Consider the following 20,498-nt stretch of genomic DNA (forward strand, 5'->3'; position numbering starts at 1 on the left):
GGCCGGCCTCGAGCGGTGCATCACTTCGCCGCGTACCGGCCAGCTCTACGCGACACGGCGCGGTCAGATCAGCGTGCCGACGTCATTGCGCACGATGTTGTCGAGGGCGCGTTCGGCGACGGCAGCGATCGTCATGGAGGGATTGCATCCGGCGGTGGTGCCCGGGACGAGCGCACCGTCCAGGACGTAGAGGCCCCGCTGGCCCAGCACACGGCCGTCGAGGTCGCACGTGGTCCCCATCGAGGCGCCGCCCAGCGGGTGCCAGGTGCTGGGCACGACGAGGTGCGTGTCCAGCACCGGACCGGTGAGCCCCGCGGTCGCCCGGATCCGCTGCCCGATCCGTTGGTGCACTGCGGTGTCGCCGCTCGCAGGCCAGTCGAGGACGGCGCGGCCGGTCAGCTTGTCGTACCGGACCTGGCCGCGCCCCTCGCTGACACCGAAGCCGACGAGCATCGTGGCGACGTTGGTCGCCAGTGGCACCGGCGGGATCGATGCCTGGATGATCGTGTTGGCCAGCGCCGGGTTGGCCCATTCCTTCGAGCCGTACACGACCGGGCCACCCTGGGCTGCGCCGAAGTTGTCGATCAGGTCGGTCCAGACGTAGATGCGGTCACCGTTGGTGCCCCAGTCGGTGCCGAGTGCGTCGGGCAGGTCGGTGACGGTCCCGCGGGCCTGGGCCTCGACGAGGAGTCGGGTCGTGTTCATGGTGCCGGCGGCCATGATCAGCGCACCAGTGGTCATCTCGATCCGCTCGAGGACCTTGCCGGACTCGTCGGTCCGGTTGACGCTGAGCACCCACGACCCGTCCGTCGACCGTGCGACACCGGTGACCTCGTGCAAGGTCCGGACCGTGACGTTGCCGGTCGCGATGGCGCTGTCGATGTAGGTGACGTCGACGCTGTGCTTGCCACCGTTGTTCACGCCCATGGCGCCCGTGCCGTTGGTGTACGCCGGCTTCATCTCGCCGCGAAGCTCAGCCAGCGCGTAGTCCCAGTCGATGGGCATCGGGATCTTCTCGACGACGTACCCGGCCCTCTCCGCTTGTCGCTTGAACACGCGCGGTGCCTTGTAGTTGGGGGTGTTGACCAGCTCGTCGGGCGCGGTCTCCACCTGCAGCATCTGGGCGACCCGGGGGTAGTAGGTCCGGTCCATGAGCTCGAAGTCGAGACCACCGGGCATGACCTGCTCGAAGACCTCGGCTGCCGGCTGCAGCGTCATGCCCTGGTAGACGAGCGAGCCACCGCCGACGCCGGCGGCACACATGGCGAGCATGTTCTTGCCGAGGACCGGTTCGACGAGTCCGACGTACGGACTCACGTCGAGGAGGCCGCCCGTCGCCGGCCCCAGGGCGCCGCCGAGCAGTCGCAGCGTGGCCTGGACCGCTTCGGGGGTGGTGCCGTGCCACAGCAGCTTCTTGTCGGGAGCCAGCACGTTGGGGAATGTCGTGGAGTTCGGTCCGGTGCGCCACCAGCGGCCGCGCTCGAGCACGGTCACGGGAACGCCCGCCTGCGCGAGCCGCAGGGCGCTCACGCCACCACCGAAGCCGGAGCCGACGACGATGACGCGGTGTCGCTCCTGGACGACGGGCACCGACCCCTCGGCTGCACGGGCAGGAGCCACCGCACCAGCGGTGGCGGCCACGGCGGCGGCCGCGGCACCGGTGAGGAAGGTACGACGAGAGGGGTGCATGGAGTCTCCGAGGGAAGTGGGAAGCAGGAAGCGGACGTGGCATCAAGTGTCCGTGTTGGCACTCAGTGCCAGCGCAGACTAGGGCATGTCCACCGACGGCCGCCACCACCCGCCGGTACGGTGACCTCCATGTCCGAGCCCTCCGACTCCACCCTGCGCACCTTCGCGCGCGGTGCGATCCGAGGGCACGTGCTCGCGCAGGCCTGGTCGTTGTTCGCGGAGCACGGGTTCGACCAGGTGACCGTCGAACAGATCGCCACCGCCGCGGGCATGTCGCGGCGCACCTTCTTCCGCTACTTCCCGAGCAAGGATGCGCTGCTCGGCGAGTTCCTGGCCGATGTCGGTCAGCAGCTCGCCGACCAGATCGAGGCCCAGCCGGCCGACCAGCCGGCGTGGACCGCACTGAGCACGGTGCTGGTCGACCTGGCTCGCGTCGCGGACGACTCACCGAGCCTGGCTGCCCAGGTCCTGGACATGCTGAAGCCCGCGTCGACGCGGGCTTTCGTCGATCAACGTCGCCAGCGCTGGATCGACCTCTTCGCTCCCCTGGTCGGCGCCCGGCACCCCGATCTGACACCGATGGCGCAGGTTGCCGTTGCCGCCTGCGCGATCGCCTGCCTGGATGCGGCGCAGGAGTACTGGCAGGCGAACCCCGGCAGCTCCTACGGGGACTACCTGGACGAGGCGCTGCAATCGATGGCGCCCGTGCTGCCGTGACCCAGGCCGATCTCCCCGGTCCGCATCGGGGAGACCCGCTGCGCAGCCTGCTCGCCGCGCCGCCCGACCTCCCGGTCACCGCCGGCCTGGCCGATCTCGAGGAGGCGCTTCGCACCCGCGGGGTCGCGGTGGTCCAGGCACCGCCCGGCACGGGCAAGACGACCCTGGTCCCACCCGCGGTCGCCGGGGTCGTTGCTGGACGCGTCGTCGTCACGCAGCCCAGCCGCATCGCAGCCCGCGCTGCCGCCCGTCGGCTGGCGCACCTGCTGGGCGAACCGGTTGGGGAGACGGTCGGATACTCCGTCCGCGGAGACCGGCGCACCAGCCGGGGTACCCGGATCGAGATCGTCACGACCGGCCTGCTGCTCCGGCGGATCCAGCATGATCCCGAGCTGGCGGGCGTCGGGGCCGTCGTACTTGACGAGGTGCACGAACGCCACCTCGACGCCGACCTGACCCTGGCGCTGCTGGTCGACATCCGGGCCAACCTGCGCGACGACCTGTGCATCGTGGCGATGTCGGCCACCGTCGAGGCCGAGCGGACGGCCGCGCTGCTCGGTGGGTCCGCTCCGGTCATCCGCGTCCCGGGTGCCCTGCACCCGGTGCAAGCGGTCTGGTGCCCGCTGCCTGCAGGGGTACGCCGTACCGACGACCGGGGCATCACCCCGGCCTTCCACAACCACGTCGCGGCGACCGTACGGCGCGCACTCGTCGAGCACGAGGGTGACGTCCTGGTCTTCGTACCGGGCGTCGCGGAGGTCGAGGCGACCGTACGACGCCTTGCTGGCGTGGACGCTGACGTGCACGCCCTGCACGGACGCCTGCCCGGTGCCGAGCAGGATCGGGCGCTCAGCGAGGGGCCGCGCCGACGAGTGATCGTCTCGACCGCGGTCGCCGAGTCGTCGCTGACGGTGCCCGGGGTACGCGTCGTGGTGGATGCCGGGTTCTCGCGCGAGCCGCGCACCGACCACCGTCGCGGACTGGCTTCCCTGGTCACCGTCGCGGTGAGCCGGGCAGCGGCCGAGCAGCGGGCGGGACGGGCCGGCCGGCTGGGGCCGGGCGCCGTACTGCGTTGTTGGTCCGAGGCGGAGCACGCGCACTTGGCCGCGCACCCGGAGCCCGAGATCGCGACCGCCGACCTGACGGCCTTCGCCCTGGAGGTGGCGTGCTGGGGCAGCCACGACGTACAGGACCTGGCACTCCTCGACCAGCCACCGGCGCACGCACTGTCGGCGGCGAGGGAGGTGCTGGTGGAGCTGGGCGCGATGACCGCCGACGGGAAAGCCACCGCGCGGGGCCGGGTGATCGCCGGGGTACCGGCCGATCCCAGGCTGGCGCGGGCCCTCCTCGACGGGGCAGGTCTCGTCGGGCCCAAGCGGGCCGCAGAGGTGGTCGCGATGCTGAGCGAGGACGTGCGCGCTCCCGGCGGAGACCTGGTGGCTGCGCTCCGATCGCTGCGCGGTGACCAGCGGGCAGGCGCTTGGCGCACGCAGGTCACCCGACTGGAGAAGATCGTCGAGAAGTCGGACCACGCCCAGGTGCTCACCGACGACGTGGCGGTGGGGTTGGTGGTGGCCCTGGCGCATCCGGACCGGATTGCGCGCAAGCGCTCCGGTTCCTCGAGCTACCTGATGGCGTCCGGGACGGGCGCGGCCCTCGACCCGCGGTCCCCCGGCCCCCTGGCCGGACTGGAGTGGCTCGCGGTCGGCGACGCGGAACGGCGACCCGGGCAACGTGAAGCCCGGATCCGGGGGGCGGCCCCGCTCACCGAGGACCTCGCGCTGGAGGCGGCGGGATCCCTGTGGACCGAGGTGGACGAGGTCACCTGGACCGCAGGGCGGGTGGTGGCTCGCCGACGCGCGCTGCTGGGCGCGATCGAGCTCAGCTCCGTCCCGCTCAGCGATCCGCCGGCGCAGGCTGTGACCGACGCGATCCGGGAGGCGATCGCGAGCGAGGGGATCACTCTCCTCTCCTGGACGGAGGCCGCCACGGCGCTGCGTGCCCGCCTCGACTTCCTGCACCGCGCGCTCGGCGACCCGTGGCCCGACGTGAGCGACGTGGCCCTGACACAGAACCTCCAGTCCTGGCTCGGACCGCAGCTGGCGCGGATCCGCTCGACCCAGGACCTGCGTCGCATCGACGTAGTTGCCGCGTTGCGGGCGATGGTGCCTTGGCCGCAGGCGGGACGGCTCAACGACCTGGCCCCTGAGCGAGTCGAGGTCCCCAGTGGCTCGAGCGTGCGGATCGACTACTCCGCCGAGCAACCGGTGCTCGCCGTACGACTGCAGGAGGTGTTCGGCTGGACCGCCGTACCGGTCCTCGCCGACGGCAGGGTCCCGCTCCTGCTGCACCTGCTCTCCCCCGCACGCCGCCCGGCGGCCGTCACTGCGGACCTGGATTCGTTCTGGGACAACGGCTACCCGGGCGTGCGTGCTGATCTGCGCGGGCGCTACCCCAAGCACGCCTGGCCCGAGGATCCCCGCAGCGCAACAGCTACTGCACGTACGAACAGGCCTCGCCCCAGAAGTTGAGGGGCGAGTGTCAGGGTGGGTCCATGACTCTGCACCACATGGTCGAAGGCTCTGGCCGACCGCTGCTCCTCCTGCACGCCTTCGGCCTCTCCGGCAGGACCTGGGCACCGGTGCTGCCCCTCCTCGCCGCGCAGCGACAGGTCATCGTGGCGGACCTCCCCGGGCACGGGCGCTCTCCCCTGCCCCAGGCGCCGGCCCAGCCGGATCCAGCCGGCTACGCCCATGAGGTCGCTGGGCTGCTCGACACACTGGGCATCGACCAGGTCGATGTCGCGGGCAACTCCATCGGCGGATGGACAGCCCTGGAGCTGGCGCTGATCGGCCGAGCGAGGTCGGTCGTCGGGCTGTCACCGGCAGGTCTCTGGGCCGGTGGCCAGCCGCGGATGCGGGAGGTGATCTTCCTCGGACAGCACTTCGGCGCCAAGCTGGCGCAACCCGTCCTCCCTCGACTGGCGCAGAGCGCGCGAGGGCGCAGACCGCTGCTCGGCGAAGCCATGACCTCGGCCGCGTCCTTGCAGCCGGCCGAAGCCGCAGCGCTGGCCCGCGACTTCGCCAACACCGAGCGCCTGCCGACACACATCCGGACCCGGCGCAGCCAACGGTTCAGGGGTGGCAGCGACCTGTCGATCCCGGTCACGGTGGCGTGGGCAGCGGAGGACAAGCTGATCCCGCCGTCGGCGCGCAGACGCGACGAGCTTCCCGCTCACACGAACTGGCTGGAGCTGGCCGGTTGCGGCCACGTGCCGATGTGGGACAACCCGGATCTGGTTGCTGCCACGATCCTGACCGGAACTGCCTGAACCCCACGGTTGGCGCGAGTCGTGTGCCTGAGGCAACGCCATGACGGGGCGTGGGGCACACGACCCGCTCACGCGTTCGCCGGGGGCAACGCCTCGGGCGTGGGCGAGCCAACCCAGCTGGCGGCGACAACCCCGATAGCGTCGGGAGGTGGCCAGTTCCCGACGATCCAGCAGTCGTCGACGAAGCACGTCCCCGCGCCGCAGCAAGGCACGACAGTCAGAGCGGCCGTTGCCAGCAGCTGGGCCGGGCGAGCGGCTGTGGGTGCTCGACGTCCCCTACGGGACGCAGGTCGACGGCGCCACCTGGCACCCGGCCGTCAAGACCCACCTGTACGTCGGGCGTTCCCTGCCCACGCATCTCGCGCCGTACTCCCCCGGTCCGTACACGCTCGGTCGGTTCATCGAGAACAACCTCAACCCCGACGACCCGACGCCCAGCCCCGAGGCGACCGACGAGCTCGAGCCCCGGCAGATCCAGTTCGAGGCAGCCGATGCGATCGCGGAGCGCGCCGCGGCGGGCGGGCGGCAGTTCCTGCTGGCTGACGAGCCCGGCGTGGGCAAGACGATCTCCGCGGTCCTCGGAGCGACGGCGGTGGGCGACCTCCGCGGTGCGCGGCGAGTGCTCGTGGTGGCCGACCGGCCGGCCGCGATCACGATCGGCCACTGGTGCCGCACGATCACGGCGCTGGGCCACGGCGGTCTCGAGTGGGTCGTGATCACGTGGGACCGGCTGGAGAAGGTCAAGGACCACACGTGGGACGTGATCATTGCCGACGAGGCCCACGCACTCCGCCGTACGACAACGAAGCGATGGAAGCACTGGGCGCGGATCTCGGGACATGGCAAGCCCCACGACAAGGCGCCGTTCGTCATCGCAACGACCGCGACGCCCGGACACACGCCGCTCGAGCTGCCGTACCTCGCACCGGCCTACGCGCAGGTTCTCGGCGAGCCGATGAAGGAGTGGACCTCGGCGACCCAGGCCGGGGCCGCGTTCGCCACGGCACTCGAGCGCCACGGCGTCGGGGTGGAACACGGACGCTACGGCGCCACCTGGACCACCGATCCGGCGCGGCGCGCTGCGGACCTCAAGCTCGTGCGCGGCTGGCTCGACGAGGAGCGGCCTCCGGCGATGCTGCACCGCGCCGCACCGTGGGGGCCGGTGCCGATCTCCGGCATGCCGGTGGCGCTCACGCCGGCGGAGCGGTCGACGTACGAAGCCGAATGGGGAGAGTTCTGTCGCGAGATGGAGATCGCCCGGCACGGCCGCAATGTCGCGAAGGGCCGGGCCGCACTCCTGCGCTTCCGGCAGAAGGCCGGGCTGATCCGGGTCGACTCGACGGTCGCCTGGATCGCCCAGCAGGTCGAGGCCGAGCGACAGGTGGCGTGCTCGGTCGAGTTCGTCACGACCGCTGCCGACCCGATCGCCGAGCGGCTGCGTGACTCCGGCATCGACGTCGCCACGATCTACGGGCGCGACCGGTTCGATCCCGAGGCCGAGCGGCTCCGGTTCCAGACCGGGCAGGCGAAGGTCTGCGTCTTCACCACCGTCGCCTCGATCAGCCTGCATGCCGGCGAGACCCTCGCCGACGGCCGCCAGGCCAGCACCGAGCCGCGGGTCGGCGTCTTCCACCAGGCCCGCTTCTCGGGCATCGCCGGGCGGCAGGTGACCGGCCGCACCCACCGCGACCACCAGGTCTCGCCGTGGCACATCGCGTACGCCGAAGGCACGGTCGAGGAGCAGGTCGGCAAGGTGATGGTCGAGCGCATCGCCGCCGCCTCCGACACGGTGGGAAGCGACACCACCGGTCTCGCCGACCTTGCCCAGCTCCTCGGAGCCGACTGGCTGCCGCCCACGACCTTGACCGAGGACGGCGCCTGATCGGGCAACACCGCCTGATCGGGCAACAACCGGCTCACCCGAGGACACGAGGGCGCGCCGAGCACTAGCGTGCCGTCATGGCGCAGGATCTGCCGATCTCCCCGTCCGACGACTCGCTCCCGTCCCCCAGCCGGAGCCGAGGATGCTGACCACGCTGAAGCGGCTCCTGTTCGGGACGCGCGTGACGCCGCCCGAGCCGACCGCCACCCACCGGCTCCATCCGGAGAACCGCGACTACAGGGTCGCCGTGCTCTGGACCCTCCTGCTCGGTGCCCTGCTCGCGCTCAACGAGATCAACGGACTGGCCCGCGGCTTCGTCGCCGGCGGCGAGGCCGCGATGGACTTCGGCGCGCTGTCGGGCCTCAGGTTCCCGAGCGTGCGGGACTTCTGGGCCCTGCCGATGGCCGCCGAGGACCTCAGCGCCTGGAACCGGCTGCTGCGGTTCTTCCTCGTGATCGACCTCGGGTTCATCGCGGTCTACACCCTGCTCCTGCGCAGGATCGTGCGCGCGAGCTTCGTGCCGGCGAAGTGGCACGGCTTCCTCGACGTCGTCGTCCTGTCGCTCTGCGCCCTCGACGTCCTCGAGAACGTCGTCATGTGGTTCGCCGGCAACCAGCGGGTCGACGCAGGCCCCGCCGGCGGCTACGACCAGCCGTTCCTCCTCGTGGCGCTCACGGCCCTCAAGTGGGCGACCGCCGCCGTCGTACTCGGGTCCTTCGTGCTCTCGCTGCTCGCCAAGGACCGGGGCGACGTCGTGAAGCCGTGGCGGAGCGCGCTCTGGGTGCAGCGGTACTCCCTGCTCGCCTTCCTCCCGGTCGCCGCCCTCGCCTGCCTCCCGGTTCCGAAGGTCGGGGACCAGGTGCCGGACATCGAACGACGCTGGCTGTACGGCGGCCACGAGGCCTGGCACCTCGTGTGGGCCGTGCTGGCGACCCTCGTGGTCGTTGCCCCCGCCATCTTCTTCCTCGGACGACTGCGTGCGGACTGTGCGTTCAAGCGGTTCCATGACCAGGCGAAGGACGGCCGCGGCTGGCCCTGGTACTACCCGAAGGGCGAACCGCGCGAGGCGCACCTGTGGCACTGGCTGATCGCACCGGCGATCGCTGCGGCCCTGTTCGGCCTCGCCGAGGTGCGCGACTGGCCGACCGACGGGAGGCGCCTCGCCGTCTTCTGCTTCATCACGGTGTCCGTGCCGATCGCCTCCTGCGCCATGCGGTGGCGCTTCCAGAAGCGGGCGAAGGAGGACGGGTACCCGGGCCCCGCCGCACGGCAGGAGACGGCCTCCACCCGACCCGCGCACGTCATGGCCGTCGGCGACGCGCTGGCCATCGCGGCGGTGGCCTCCCTCGGGCTCGGCATGATGCGCGCCTGGATCGGACTGCTCGGAGCCGGTCTCTCGACGAAGGACGTCGAGGTGCCCTGGCAGCTGTGGCTGGCGATCCCGCTCGCGATCGGAGCCGCCGTACTGCCGTGGTTCCTCGCCGGGCCGGTGCTCAAGCGCCTCGACATCCCCGACCCGCCGACCGGGCAGCCATCCCTGCTCGCGGTCTGGGCGACGCCGACCGCGCCGGTGTACGAGGACGCAGACACCGACGGGACCCGCGTCACCGGCGAGAACAGCCAGTGGATACGGGTCCTGCTCCTCGCCGGCTCCGGCGGTGCCTTCGGCTGGATGGCCTTCGACCCCATCGGCTGGGCCTCCCGGGTGGGAGTCGTCGCGTCCGTGACCCTTGCCCTCGGCGCGGCCATGATGCTGCTCGGGGTGGTCGTCGCCTACGCCCAGGAGAGCCGTCCGCCCGAGATCCTGCTGGTCGTCCCGCGGCCCTGGCTGACGGCCACGCCGATCGTCCCGTTCATCCTGATCGGCCTCGTCGGGACGGCCCAGATCGGCTCTCCGACCTTCGTGCACGGCATCGACCAGGACAAGGAGGAGTACCGGGCGGTGCCCACACGTCCGACACTGACCGAGGCCTTCGAGGACTGGGCCGACGGCCCGTCGCCCTGCGTCGCCCCCGACGCGATCACGGTGATGGTCGACGGCAAGGAGACACCGTTCGACGCCCGCCCGATGCTCATCCTGGCCGCCGAGGGCGGCGGCATCCGCGCGACGTACTGGACGGCGCAGGGGCTCGAGGAGGTCGCGGACGCCGGCGGATCCTGCGGCCAGAGGATGACGCTGTTCTCCACCGGCGCCAGTGGCGGTTCGCTCGGCCTCACGATCGGCCGGTACGACGACGAACCGCTGGCAGCGGTGGATGCCATCCGCGGCCCCGACTCGCTCGGCGCCGGGGCCGTGGCCCTCGTGACCGGTGACCTGCTGGCCTCGACGATCGGCGTCCGGGTCGGTGCGCCGCCGGCCGACACGGACCCGGACGGCACCGACCGCGCCGCCACGATGCAGGAGGTCTGGGTGGAGGCGTGGGACGAGGCGGACACCGGCGACGGTCCCGCGGACCACCGGTTCATCGAGGAGGACGACTCGGCCCTGGACTCGGTGACCGGTCACCTGGTGCTGACCTCGACCGACTCGTACGACGGCTGCCGGGCCCTGTGGAGCCAGATCGACCTGTCTCCCCCGGACATGAGCGCCGCACCGTCGATGACCGACACCAGCAACGCACCCGGTTGCGGCACCGGCGGAGCGGGGCCGAACAGCTACGACGTCCTCGGCTCCTTCGGGGCCACCGAGGCCACGGCCGACACCGAGGAGAACTGCGTCGGCAACATCAGCGCCCTGACGGCAGGACTGGTGTCCGGGCGCTTCCCGTACGTCACCCCCTCGGCCGTGGTCGGGCCCTGCGGCGAGCTGACCGAGACACCCCTGATCGACGGCGGGATCACCGACAACACCGGACTCGGCACGATCGTCGACCTGGCGTCGCAGTGGGGGCCGCTCGTGCGTGCCCACAACGACGAGGTGCTCGCCGCCGGCACGGGCGAGCTGATCCTGCCGATGGTCGTCTACCTGGACAACGGCCCGGCAACGAGCTTCGGGATCGACCAGCGCGGCGGATCCATCGCCGAGAGCCTGATCCCGCTGTGGGCCATCAGCGCCGCCGCCACCCGGCAGGCCCCGACGAGCGCACTGCTCCGGCAGGGCGCCGACGCCGCCGAGAGGTTCCTGTGCTCCGAGCCGAGCGTCGCCGCGCCGGACGCCGGGCCCACGGCGTGCCAGCAGCTGCTCCAGCAGCAGGTGTCGGAGCGGCAGGTCTTCGTGGTGCACCAGGCGACCCAGCCGACCCTGTCGGCCCCGCTGGGCTGGGTGCTCTCCGACGAGAGCGTCGACGACCTCGTGTCCGACATGGACGAAGCCCGGAGCACCGGCTGCCCGACCGTGTCGACCGTTTCGGCCGAACCGCCCGACCCCGTCTGCGTCGACGGCCACGGCACGCTGTCCGACCTCCGGGACCGACTGGCACCGCTCAGGGACGAGTAGGCAGTAAATCCTTGGCCCGGACCCTTTACGTGACGGGAGTCACAAGAGCAAGATCAGTGGGCCGCCACCAGCGGCGCTGTCCTCGACCGACCCAGACCCGGGTTTCTCTCAGGGGGGAATCATGACCACCAGCAGGTTCGCACGCAGGCCGATGCGCGCAGCCGCCGTCGTTGCCACCTTCGCGCTCTCCGCCGCCGCTCTGTCCGGCGTGGGCGCGTCCGGAACGACAGCCGCGGCGCCATCGAACGCGCCCACCGGCGCAAGCGCCTACGACGACGGCTACATCAACTACGTCGCGCCACAAGCCGAACGCTCGGTCGGGGACGACGCCAAGGTCGACAAGAAGACCGGCAAGATCACGCATCGGAAGCCCGATGCCCTCGCCCGCGCGTATGAGGTGGATGCCAAGCACGCCCGCGGCAACCCGGTCACCGCCCGTCAACTGGCCAAGCTGGAGGCCAAGGCGATCAAGACGGGCAAGAGCCCCAAGGCGATCAAGGGTGCCAAGAGCACCCAGACCGCGAAGCTGCTCACCCTCCTGGTCGACTTCAGCACCACCGCGAACGACGACTTCACCGGCTCGATGGTCCCGGAGACGGTCTTCGAGTCGCGCAACTGTGTGGCCGGCAACGTCCAGAACGGCCCGCTGCACAACAACATCCCGAATCCCGCGAACGCGTCGCACCCCGACAACAACTCCATGTGGGTGCCCGACTTCTCCCCCGAGCACTTCAACAAGATGCTCTACACCTCGACCGGCATCACCGACCGGGTCCGCACCGACCTCACCGGCCCCGACGGCCAGCCCGGCTTCGACATCTCCGGCTACACGATGAAGAACATGTACGAGGAGATGTCCAAGAACGCCTACACCGTCTCCGGCTCGGCGACGCCCTGGGTGAAGGTCCCGCACTCCGAAGGCTGGTACGGCGCGAGCCGCTGCTTCCTGGAGAACGGCGTCTGGACCGCTCCGGAACCCCAGAACATGAGCGGCCACCCGGACAACCCGGGCGGAGCAGGCACGCTGGCCAAGGACGCCGTCGACGCACTGGCCGCGGCCCAGCCCGACTTCCCGTGGGAGGACTACGACATCGAGGACCAGGGCGACGTCGACGGTGACGGCAACGTCCTCGAGCCCGACGGCGTGGTCGACCACCTCGTGCTCGTGCGGGCCGGCGAGGACAAGTCCGGTGGCGGTGGCTCCCAGGGCGTCTACGCGATCTGGGCACACTCCTCGACGGTGCCCGGCGGCTACCCGGTGCCGGGCACCGACGTCGCCGTGGCGAACTACATCGTGCAGCCCGAGGACTCCGGTGTCGGTGTCTTCGCCCACGAGTACGGCCACGACCTCGGCCTGCCGGACCTCTACGACACCTCCGGCGCAGGCGAGTCCGACATCGACTTCTGGGACCTGATGAGCTCGGGTTCGCACTCGGGCCCGATCTTCCAGTCGCTGCCGACCCACATGGGCATCTGGGACAAGTGGGTGCTCGGCTGGGCCGACCCGCTCCAGCTCAACCCGGGTGACGCACCGCGCGACGTCATCGTCGGCCAGACGTCCCGCACGCCCAAGGGCACCAAGGACGGCGTCAAGGTGAACCTGCCGCCGAAGGTGATCACCCTGGCCACGCCGCACAGCGGCGCGAACATGTGGTACTCCGGCGCCGACCAGGACTGGGCCGACATCCGGCTGACCCGTGACATCGCCGTACCGGACAACGCCGACGCCCGGTTCAACGTGTGGAACAACTACGTCATCGAGGAGGACTGGGACTTCGGCTTCATCGAGGTCTCGACCGACGGTGGCACCACCTGGACCGAGCAGAAGGTCTACACCGGCAATGACGTCGAGGTGTCCACACCGGACGGCTACGCCGACCCCAACGGCCGGATGCACGACTTCGGGGACAAGAAGTACGGCCTCACCGGCGACAGCCACGGCTGGCGGCTCGACTACGTCAAGCTCGGCGCCTTCGCAGGGCAGAACGTCAAGCTGCGGTTGCGCGAAGCCACGGACGAGGCGTTCGTCGAGCGCGGCTGGTTCGCGGACGACTTCTCGGTGACCGCGGGCGGCGCCACCGTGTGGAGTGACGACGCCGAGACCGATGGCGACTGGGTGGCGACCGTGGACTCGTTCACGGACACGACTGGAGCCGGCTGGCACCGTGACACGGGTACGTCGACCCGGGCGCACTACTACCTGATCGAGTGGCGCAACTACGACGGCTTCGACAAGGGCCTCCAGTACGCCTACGACTCGTCGTACGCCCATGACGCGTGGAAGGTCGAGCGGATCAAGTACAACGCGCCGGGCATGCTGGTGTGGTACCGCGACACGACGTGGGGCAACGTCAACCACGTCACGTCCACGACCACAGCACTGCCCAGCGCCGGCTCCAAGGGCGGACTCCTGCTCGTCGACAGCCACTTCGACCCGTTCCGACGGACCGGGGTCGCCGCCGACAAGGACCCGAGCACGCTGAACAACATGCCCTCGCGTCCGCAGTCCTCGAACGCCGCGTTCGGCCTGGTTCCGACCAAGCCGTTCAACGAGTGCTTCGAGCTGCTGCCGGCCGAGCCGTTCAGCGAGTACTGCACCTCCATCGGTGCCCAGGCGCCGGTGAGCACGTTCACGGATGCCCAGGGCTGGTACCCGGGTATCGAGGTCCGCGGCAGCAGCATCTTCTTCCGTGACATCGACGCATCGACGGTGGTTCCGTCGAGGGGCAACGCGCCGTACTCGACGCGTGTCGTCGGCCAGGACGGGTCACCCCGCCCGGACCTGTACGGGATCGACCTGGGCATCAACAGCCTCCTCGGCACGGGCAACCCTGCCGACGCCGGCGTCGCGTGGAACACGAAGTTCCAGCTGCTGGAGGTGAAGAGCGGGAACACGGCAGCGAAGATCCACATCGTGCCGCCGACCCCCTAGTAGTCCCGAGGAAACCACGCAGGCTGCCGACGCCAGGACTCGTCCTGGCGTCGGCAGCGGCGTTCTGCGCCGAACCTCAAGGCTGGCCGACACGGCCCGACTCGTCGGCGCGGTAGCCGATCAACGACGTGGCGAGCAGCACCAGGCCGGCCACCCCGACCGGCAGCTCGTCGCCGACGTACGCCTCGTTGCTGAACAGTTCTGCGATCGGGTTGAGGACCTCGCCGAGGCCGAGGATCCAGAGCACCAGGAGCAGTGGAGCGGCCACTCCCACGACGATCCGCTGCCACAACGGGCGGCGCCGGAGCCCGAGGCCGACGGCCGCAACGATGCCCACCGCGATGCCAGCGAGGTAGAGCACCGCCATCGGCTGGTCACCGACACCGTTGCCGGAACCGATGATCAGCGCTGCCTTCACGGTGAGCGCGGTGCCGGCGAGGGCGCCGACGGCAGGCACCCACGCGTGGCGGGTCGTGGTGACGGGCGAAGAGACGGAGACGTCCATGGTTTCCTCCAGGGGAGCGGTGGTTGATGGCTCCATGCTTCGACGCGCATCCCTGTCCGCGCATCGGTCCGTCGACGTGACCTCGGTGGGTCTGCGGAGGTAGTGACAATCGGTCTGAAGACCGATGTGCCCGGTCGCGGCCGCAGCTAGCGTGGTGGGGTGAGACCTCGCGCGACCGACGTGGTGCTCGCGGTCGTGACCACCGCGATCGCGTGCATCGACGTGCACCCGGAGACCGTCCAGTCGGTTCCGGTCGCCCTCGCTGTTGTCATCCCGGCCGGGCTGACGCTCATCTTCAGACGAGCCCTGCCCTGGCTGGCGCCCGCTGCCCTCCTGACCGTGACGATCGGGCTGAGCGCCACGACCCCCGGCGAGTTCCCGCCGCAGACCGTCGTACTGCCCCTGTTGCTCGCGCTGTACTTCCTCGCCACCGAGGCCGAAGGGCCCGGCGCCTGGGTCGCGGGAGGATCGACACTGGCCCTGACCTGGACCGGACACGCGCTCTCCCCCGACGGCGACCTGCTCGACTTCTGGCCGCTGGTGATCTGGGGCATGCCGTGGGTCGCGGGTCGGGCCGTGCGCCGGATCTCGGTGGGCGCGCTGCAACGGATCACCGACGCGGAGGCGGCCCGCGACCGCGCGGCGAGCGAGGGGGCGGCCGCGGAGCGCGACCGGATCGCGCGCGAGCTGCACGACGTGGTGGCGCACTCGGTGTCCGTGATGGTCGTGCGGGCGGGCGGTCAGCGCCTCCGGCTCGCCGACAGCGACCCCGAGGCCGCAGAGGCGTTCGGCGACATCGAGCGCTCGGGACGCGAAGCGCTGACCGAGCTCCGCGCCATGCTCGAGGTGTTGCGGGATCCCGCTCTCGCCGACGGTCCGCACGAGCCACTGCCGGGCCCGAGCGGAATCAGCGACCTGGTCGAGCGCGTGCGCAGCGCCGGGCAGGACGTCCACGTCGGGGAGTACGACGTGCCCCCTGACATCCCCGCCGGCGTGGCCCTCGCGACCCATCGGATCGTCCAGGAGGCCCTGACCAACGCGCTGCGGCACGGCACGGGAGCGGTCGACCTCGCCGTCGCGCCGAGCGGCGCCGGTCTCCGGATCCAGATCACCAACCTGATCGGCCAGGAGGGGAACAGCAGCGGCTCGGGACGCGGACTCGCCGGCATGCGGGAACGGATCCGGCTCCTCGGCGGCACCCTGACGGTGGGAGCGAATGGCGAGCGCTGGATGCTCGACGCCACTCTCCCCCTCGGCGCAGGGAGCGGCCGATGACGGTCCGCGTGGTCATCGCCGACGACCAACCGCTCGTCCGGACCGGTCTGCGCACGATCCTGGCCACCGACCCCGCGATCGAGGTGGTGGGCGAAGCGGTGGACGGGATCGATGCGGTGGCCCTGGTCCGTCGTACCTCGCCCGCGGTCGCCCTCTTCGACGTCCGGATGCCCCGCATGGACGGCCTCGCCGCCACCCGGGAGGTGGTCGCCACCACGGAGACCCGGGTGCTCGTGCTCACCACGTTCGGGCAGGACGAGGTCGTCTTCGAGGCGCTGACCGCGGGCGCACACGGGTTCCTGCTCAAGGACACCCCGCCGGAGCAGCTGCTCGCATCGATCCACGGCGTGGCTGCGGGCGAAGGCAGGCTGGACCCGGCGGTGACCGGCGTCGTGCTCCAGCACTTCCGCCGCAGCCAGCCGCGATCACGCCCGGAGCTTCTCGAGCGGCTCACCGATCGTGAGCGCGAGGTGCTGGCCCTGGTCGCGCGTGGCTGCACGAATGCGGAGATCGCCGCTGAGCTGTTCCTCGCGCTGGGGACGGTGAAGACGCACGTCGCCAGCCTGCTGTCCAAGCTCGGCATTCGCGACCGGGTGCAGGCCGTGATCGTCGCCCACGAGGCCGGACTGGTGCGCCCGGATCACCCGTCTCCCGGTTGGTAGGCACCGCAGCACCCGCGAAACCCGGTCGAATCGGGGCGGGCAGTGCGGTTAGCGTGCGTCGGACCATGACTTCTTCCCCATCTGCCTCACCATCAATCGACATCCGCACCGAGCTCGCCGGCGACGTCGATGAGATCGCTTCGGTCGTGGGGGCGGCGTTCTCGCTCGCCGAGCACTCCGCTCCCCCGACCCGGATCGGCGGACCGCCGGGCGAGGTCGACCTGCTGGCCTGGCTCCGCGACGACGACGGCTGGTTGCCCGACCTCTCCCTGGTGGCGACCTCCGGGGGCCAGGTCGTCGGCCACGTCGTGGCCACCCGGGCGTACGTCGACGGCGAGCCCGCGCTCGGCCTCGGACCGCTGAGCGTCCGCCCCGACCACCAGCGCGAAGGAGTCGGCGGAGAACTGGTCCGCGAGCTCCTGAGCCGCGCCGAGCAGCGAGGCGAGGCCCTCGTCGCCCTCCTCGGCGACCCGGCGTACTACGGGAGATTCGGCTTCGTGCCGGCGAGCGAGTGTGGGATCGCGTCACCGGACCCGGCCTGGGGCGACTACTTCCAGGCGCGGGCACTCGGCACGGGCACGCACCCCGTCGGCCGCTTCGTCTACGCCGAACCCTTCAGCCGCCTGTAGGCGCCCCGTCTGCCCGGATCAGCTGCCGCAGTTCGCACCAGCGATCGAGCGTCCGAGGACGATCTCGGTGCCGAGGACCGTGATGCGCAGCGCCGTCTGGGTGATGGTGTTGCCCACCCTCGTCTGCTCGTTGATCGAGACGCTCACCAGGCCGACGTCGACCTTCAGCGGGGCGCTGAGGCCGCCCGCGGGCACCACCTGGACCCCGTTGATGGTGAGGCCCGCGACCTTCGACGAACCGGCGGTCGCGGCTCCGCCCGTGCAGCTCGAGAGCTGCGAGGAGGCGGAGCTGGTGAGCGCGTTGATCTTGATCGTCGCGCCGATCAGGGAGATGGATGCCCCGCTGACCTCAGCGGACGCCTTGGACCCGCCTGTCGTCTTCTCGGTCACTCCCTGGATCACGTCGGCCTTGACCGTCTGTGCCGGCAGGAGCAGGACGCTGGGCGTCACGGTGACGTTGGCCTTCAGGACCCGCTCGGTCGCCGCGACACACGGGGTCGTCGCCGGGTTGGCGTCGGCCAGCGTGATGCCGAGGACCGACACCGCAGTACCGCGGCAGGCGCCCACGACCGGGACCACCTGGTAGCTGGTGGACGCCGTGCCGGTGAGGCCGTTGTTGTCGGTGGCGATGACGGAGAACGTCTTCGTGCCCGTCGTTGCCGTGTTCACGTCAGCTCCGTTCGCGACCGTGCCCACACAGCTCGTCACCGTTCCGTCCGGGTCGGCACACGAGTAGTTCGCCTTCACCGTCTGGCCCTGGAAGTACACCGCGCCCGACGGCGGGGTGACGATCGTGGCCGTCGGCGGCTGTGACGTGACCGTCAGGGTGCCTGCCACGAAGGCGAACGTGTAGTTGGCTGCCGACAGGGTGCCGATCGCGGCGGTGATCGGGTAGGTGCCCGCCGGGCTCGTGGCCGTCGCCGACGTGCCGAGGGCCGGAGCGCCGCTGATGTCACCACTGTCGTCGCCGTTGACGTAACCGGTGATGGTGGCGGTGAAGGTCGGCAGCGGGTTGCCCTGCACCTTGGTCTTGTCGTCCGCCGTCACCGTGAGCAGCGCCGGGGTCACCGTGAGCGTCCCCTGCTGGTACTCCACGGTGTAGTTGGGCCCGGCGTCGGCACCCGAGCAGGTGATGGCGTAGCTGCCGACCGCGGTGTGCGGGTCGGCCGCCGTACACGTCGGTGCGGTGACGAGCTGGGCGTCACCGACCAGGCCGGAGACACCGAACGTGAAGCCCGGGTCGTCGGCGCCGTACACCTTGGACCTGGCGTCGGCCGTGATGGTCACCGTGGCCCGGGTGACCTCCAGGGTGCCGTCGACGTAGGTGATGTCGTAGTTGTCCCCTGCGTCCGCCCCCGCGCAGGTGATGTCGTACTCCCCTGCCGCGGTGTGCGGCCCGGCGACGTCACAGACCGGCGGAGTCACCAGGTCGTCGCCACCGAGCAGGCCGGTCACCTGGTAGGTGAACGCCGGGTCGGGTTCGCCGTGCACCCTGGACTTGTTGTCCGCGGTGATCGTCACCCCGGCCGGTACGACGACCAGTGAGCCGGCCTCGTACGACAGCGTGTAGTTGCCGCCTGCATCGCCACCCGAGCAGGTGATCGGGTACGTACCGACATTGCTGTGCGGACCACTGACCGAGCACGTCGCCGGCGTGAGGAGCTCATCGGAGCCGTTGAGGCCGGAGACCTGGTAGGTGAACTCCGGGTCGTCCTCACCGAAGGTGATCTGCTGGTCGTCGGCGACCACCACACCTGCCTTGGCCGTCACCGTGAGGGTGCTGGTGCCGTACTCGACGGTGTAGTTGTCGCCTGCGTCCGCACCGGTGCAGGTGATCGGGTAGCTGCCGACCGCGGAGTGCGCGTCGGTGGGGCCACACGTCGGGTCGGTGACCAGGTCGTCGTCGCCGACGAGGCCGTCGGTCGTCCAGGTGAAGTCGGGGTCGTCGTCCCCGAAGACGGTCACCTGGCTGTCCGGGACGACGGTGACGACCTTGCGCGCCACGGTCAGCGTGCCCGGCTGGTACGACACCGTGTAGTTCGGTCCGGCGCTCGCACCGGAGCACTCGATGTCGTAGGAACCGGCGTCGCTGTGGGCTCCGGCGACGGTGCAGGCCGGGTCGGTGACCAGGTCCTCCGCGTCGATCCCGGAGACCGACCAGGTGAAGGCCGGCTCGGCGTCGCCGTAGGTGATCGACTTGTTGTCGGCGGTCACCACCACTGCGGCGGGCACCACGTCCAGCTCCCCGGTGTAGTACTCGATCGTGTAGTTGTCGCCCGCGTCGGCGTCGCTGCAGAGGATCGGATAGCTTCCGACGTTCTCGTGCGCGACGCGGGGCTCGCAGAGCGGCGCATCGACGAGGGTGTCGGAGCCGACCAGGCCGTCGACCGAGTAGCCGAACACCGGATCGGGGTCACCGAAGGTCTTGATGGCGTCATCGGGAGTGATCGCCAGCGTCTTCGGTGTCACCTCGAGGGAGCCCGCGGCGTAGCTGACGACGTAGTTGGTGCCGGCATCCGCGCCCGAGCAGGTGATGGCGTACGTGCCCACGTCGTGGTGTGCCCCCGCCACGTCGCAGGTCGGCTGGTCGAGCAGCTGGTCGCCGCTCGCCAGGCCCGCCACCGTGTACGTGAAGGCCGGGTCGGCCGACCCGTACACCTTGCTGGCGTCGTCGGCCGTGACGACGACGGTCTTCGCGGTGACCGTCAGCTGGGCGTCGACGTACTCGATGTCGTAGTTGTTGCCGGCATCGGCCCCGGAGCACGTGATGTCGTAGGTGCCGGCATTCACGTGCGGTCCGGCGACGTCACAGGTCGGCTGGTCGACGAGCTGGTCGCCGCTGACCAGGCCCGAGACGGTGAACGTGAAGGCCGGGTCGGGCGCGCCATATGCCCTGGACTTCGGGTCGGCCGTGATGACGACCGTGGCCTTGGTGACCGTCAGCGTGCCGCCGACGTAGGCGATGTCGTAGTTGCCACCGGCGCTCGCGCCCGAGCAGGTGATCGGGTAGCTCCCGACATTCGCGTGCGCACCGGTGACCGAGCAGGATGCCGGGGTCGTCAGCGTGTCGCCGTTGACCAGGCCCTGCACGTCGTAGGTGTACGCCGGGTCGGCGGCGCCGTAGACCTTCGTCTTGTTGTCCGCGATCACCGTTGCGGTGGCCTTGGTGACCTGGAGGGTGCCGGTCTCGTAGCGAATCGTGTAGTTGGCACCGGCATCGGCGCCCGCGCAGGCGATGACGTAGCTGCCGACGTTCACGTGCGTACCCGTCACCGAGCACGTCGGGTCGGTCGTCAGCGCGTCGCCACTCGCCAGACCGGCGACGGTGTACGTGAAGGCCGGGTCGGGCGTGCCGTAGGTCTTGCTCTGGGGCACCGCGGTGATGACGATCTCGGCCTTGGCCACCGTCAGCGTGCCGCCGACGTACGCGATGTCGTAGT

General features: G+C 70.7%; 12 protein-coding genes. 9 read left to right on the plus strand and 3 right to left on the minus strand.

What is annotated here, in order from left to right:
* Positions 1-63 precede the first annotated feature (63 nt).
* Positions 64-1,689 carry a GMC oxidoreductase gene (locus tag ACOADB_RS14300; protein ID WP_378599775.1) on the minus strand — a complete coding sequence of 542 codons (1,626 nt, stop codon included), beginning with the start codon at positions 1,687-1,689 and terminating at the stop codon, positions 64-66.
* A 129-nt stretch (positions 1,690-1,818) separates the two neighbouring features.
* On the opposite strand from ACOADB_RS14300, the gene ACOADB_RS14305 reads away from it, so the two are divergent.
* From ACOADB_RS14305 to ACOADB_RS14330, 6 genes are all read left to right on the plus strand, one after another.
* Positions 1,819-2,406, plus strand: coding sequence for a TetR family transcriptional regulator (locus ACOADB_RS14305; RefSeq protein ID WP_378599777.1), 588 nt, complete (start codon positions 1,819-1,821; stop codon positions 2,404-2,406).
* 38 nt (positions 2,407-2,444) lie between these two features.
* A complete protein-coding gene (hrpB, locus tag ACOADB_RS14310) occupies positions 2,445-4,937 on the plus strand; it encodes an ATP-dependent helicase HrpB (RefSeq protein ID WP_378599948.1) in 2,493 nt (830 codons plus the stop codon).
* A 23-nt stretch (positions 4,938-4,960) separates the two neighbouring features.
* Positions 4,961-5,737 carry an alpha/beta fold hydrolase gene (locus tag ACOADB_RS14315; RefSeq protein WP_378599780.1) on the plus strand — a complete coding sequence of 259 codons (777 nt, stop codon included), beginning with the start codon at positions 4,961-4,963 and terminating at the stop codon, positions 5,735-5,737.
* A 262-nt stretch (positions 5,738-5,999) separates the two neighbouring features.
* Positions 6,000-7,619 (plus strand): helicase, encoded by a 1,620-nt coding sequence (locus ACOADB_RS14320; protein ID WP_378599782.1) that lies wholly within the window; start codon positions 6,000-6,002, stop codon positions 7,617-7,619.
* A gap of 142 nt (positions 7,620-7,761) precedes the next feature.
* The gene (locus tag ACOADB_RS14325; RefSeq protein WP_378599785.1) at positions 7,762-11,055 is read left to right on the plus strand and encodes a hypothetical protein; all 3,294 of its coding nucleotides are present in this window, start codon (positions 7,762-7,764) and stop codon (positions 11,053-11,055) included.
* Between the two features lie 121 nt (positions 11,056-11,176).
* Positions 11,177-13,987: an immune inhibitor A domain-containing protein gene (locus ACOADB_RS14330; protein ID WP_378599788.1), complete on the plus strand. Its 2,811-nt coding sequence runs from the start codon at positions 11,177-11,179 to the stop codon at positions 13,985-13,987.
* A 76-nt stretch (positions 13,988-14,063) separates the two neighbouring features.
* Here the strand turns inward: ACOADB_RS14330 and ACOADB_RS14335 are convergent, their stop codons facing one another.
* On the minus strand, positions 14,064-14,492 hold the full coding sequence (locus ACOADB_RS14335) for a hypothetical protein (protein WP_378599791.1): 429 nt from the start codon (positions 14,490-14,492) through the stop codon (positions 14,064-14,066).
* A gap of 159 nt (positions 14,493-14,651) precedes the next feature.
* Between ACOADB_RS14335 and ACOADB_RS14340 the strand changes: the two genes are divergently transcribed.
* The 3 genes from ACOADB_RS14340 to ACOADB_RS14350 all read left to right on the plus strand — a co-directional run bounded on the left by ACOADB_RS14340 (position 14,652) and on the right by ACOADB_RS14350 (position 17,058).
* Entirely contained in the window at positions 14,652-15,767 is a 1,116-nt protein-coding gene (locus ACOADB_RS14340; protein WP_378599794.1) for a sensor histidine kinase, read from the plus strand.
* The gene (locus ACOADB_RS14345; RefSeq protein WP_378599796.1) at positions 15,764-16,429 is read left to right on the plus strand and encodes a response regulator; all 666 of its coding nucleotides are present in this window, start codon (positions 15,764-15,766) and stop codon (positions 16,427-16,429) included. Before ACOADB_RS14340 ends, ACOADB_RS14345 begins: the two co-directional genes overlap by 4 nt.
* A gap of 65 nt (positions 16,430-16,494) precedes the next feature.
* Positions 16,495-17,058 carry a GNAT family N-acetyltransferase gene (locus ACOADB_RS14350; protein ID WP_378599799.1) on the plus strand — a complete coding sequence of 188 codons (564 nt, stop codon included), beginning with the start codon at positions 16,495-16,497 and terminating at the stop codon, positions 17,056-17,058.
* An 18-nt stretch (positions 17,059-17,076) separates the two neighbouring features.
* On the opposite strand, the gene ACOADB_RS14355 is transcribed toward ACOADB_RS14350, so the two are convergent.
* Positions 17,077-20,498: MBG domain-containing protein (locus ACOADB_RS14355; RefSeq protein ID WP_378599802.1), on the minus strand; the 3,422-nt coding region annotated here is incomplete at its 5' end.

Source organism: Nocardioides sp. CPCC 206348, from assembly GCF_048654705.1.
Classification (GTDB): domain Bacteria; phylum Actinomycetota; class Actinomycetes; order Propionibacteriales; family Nocardioidaceae; genus Nocardioides.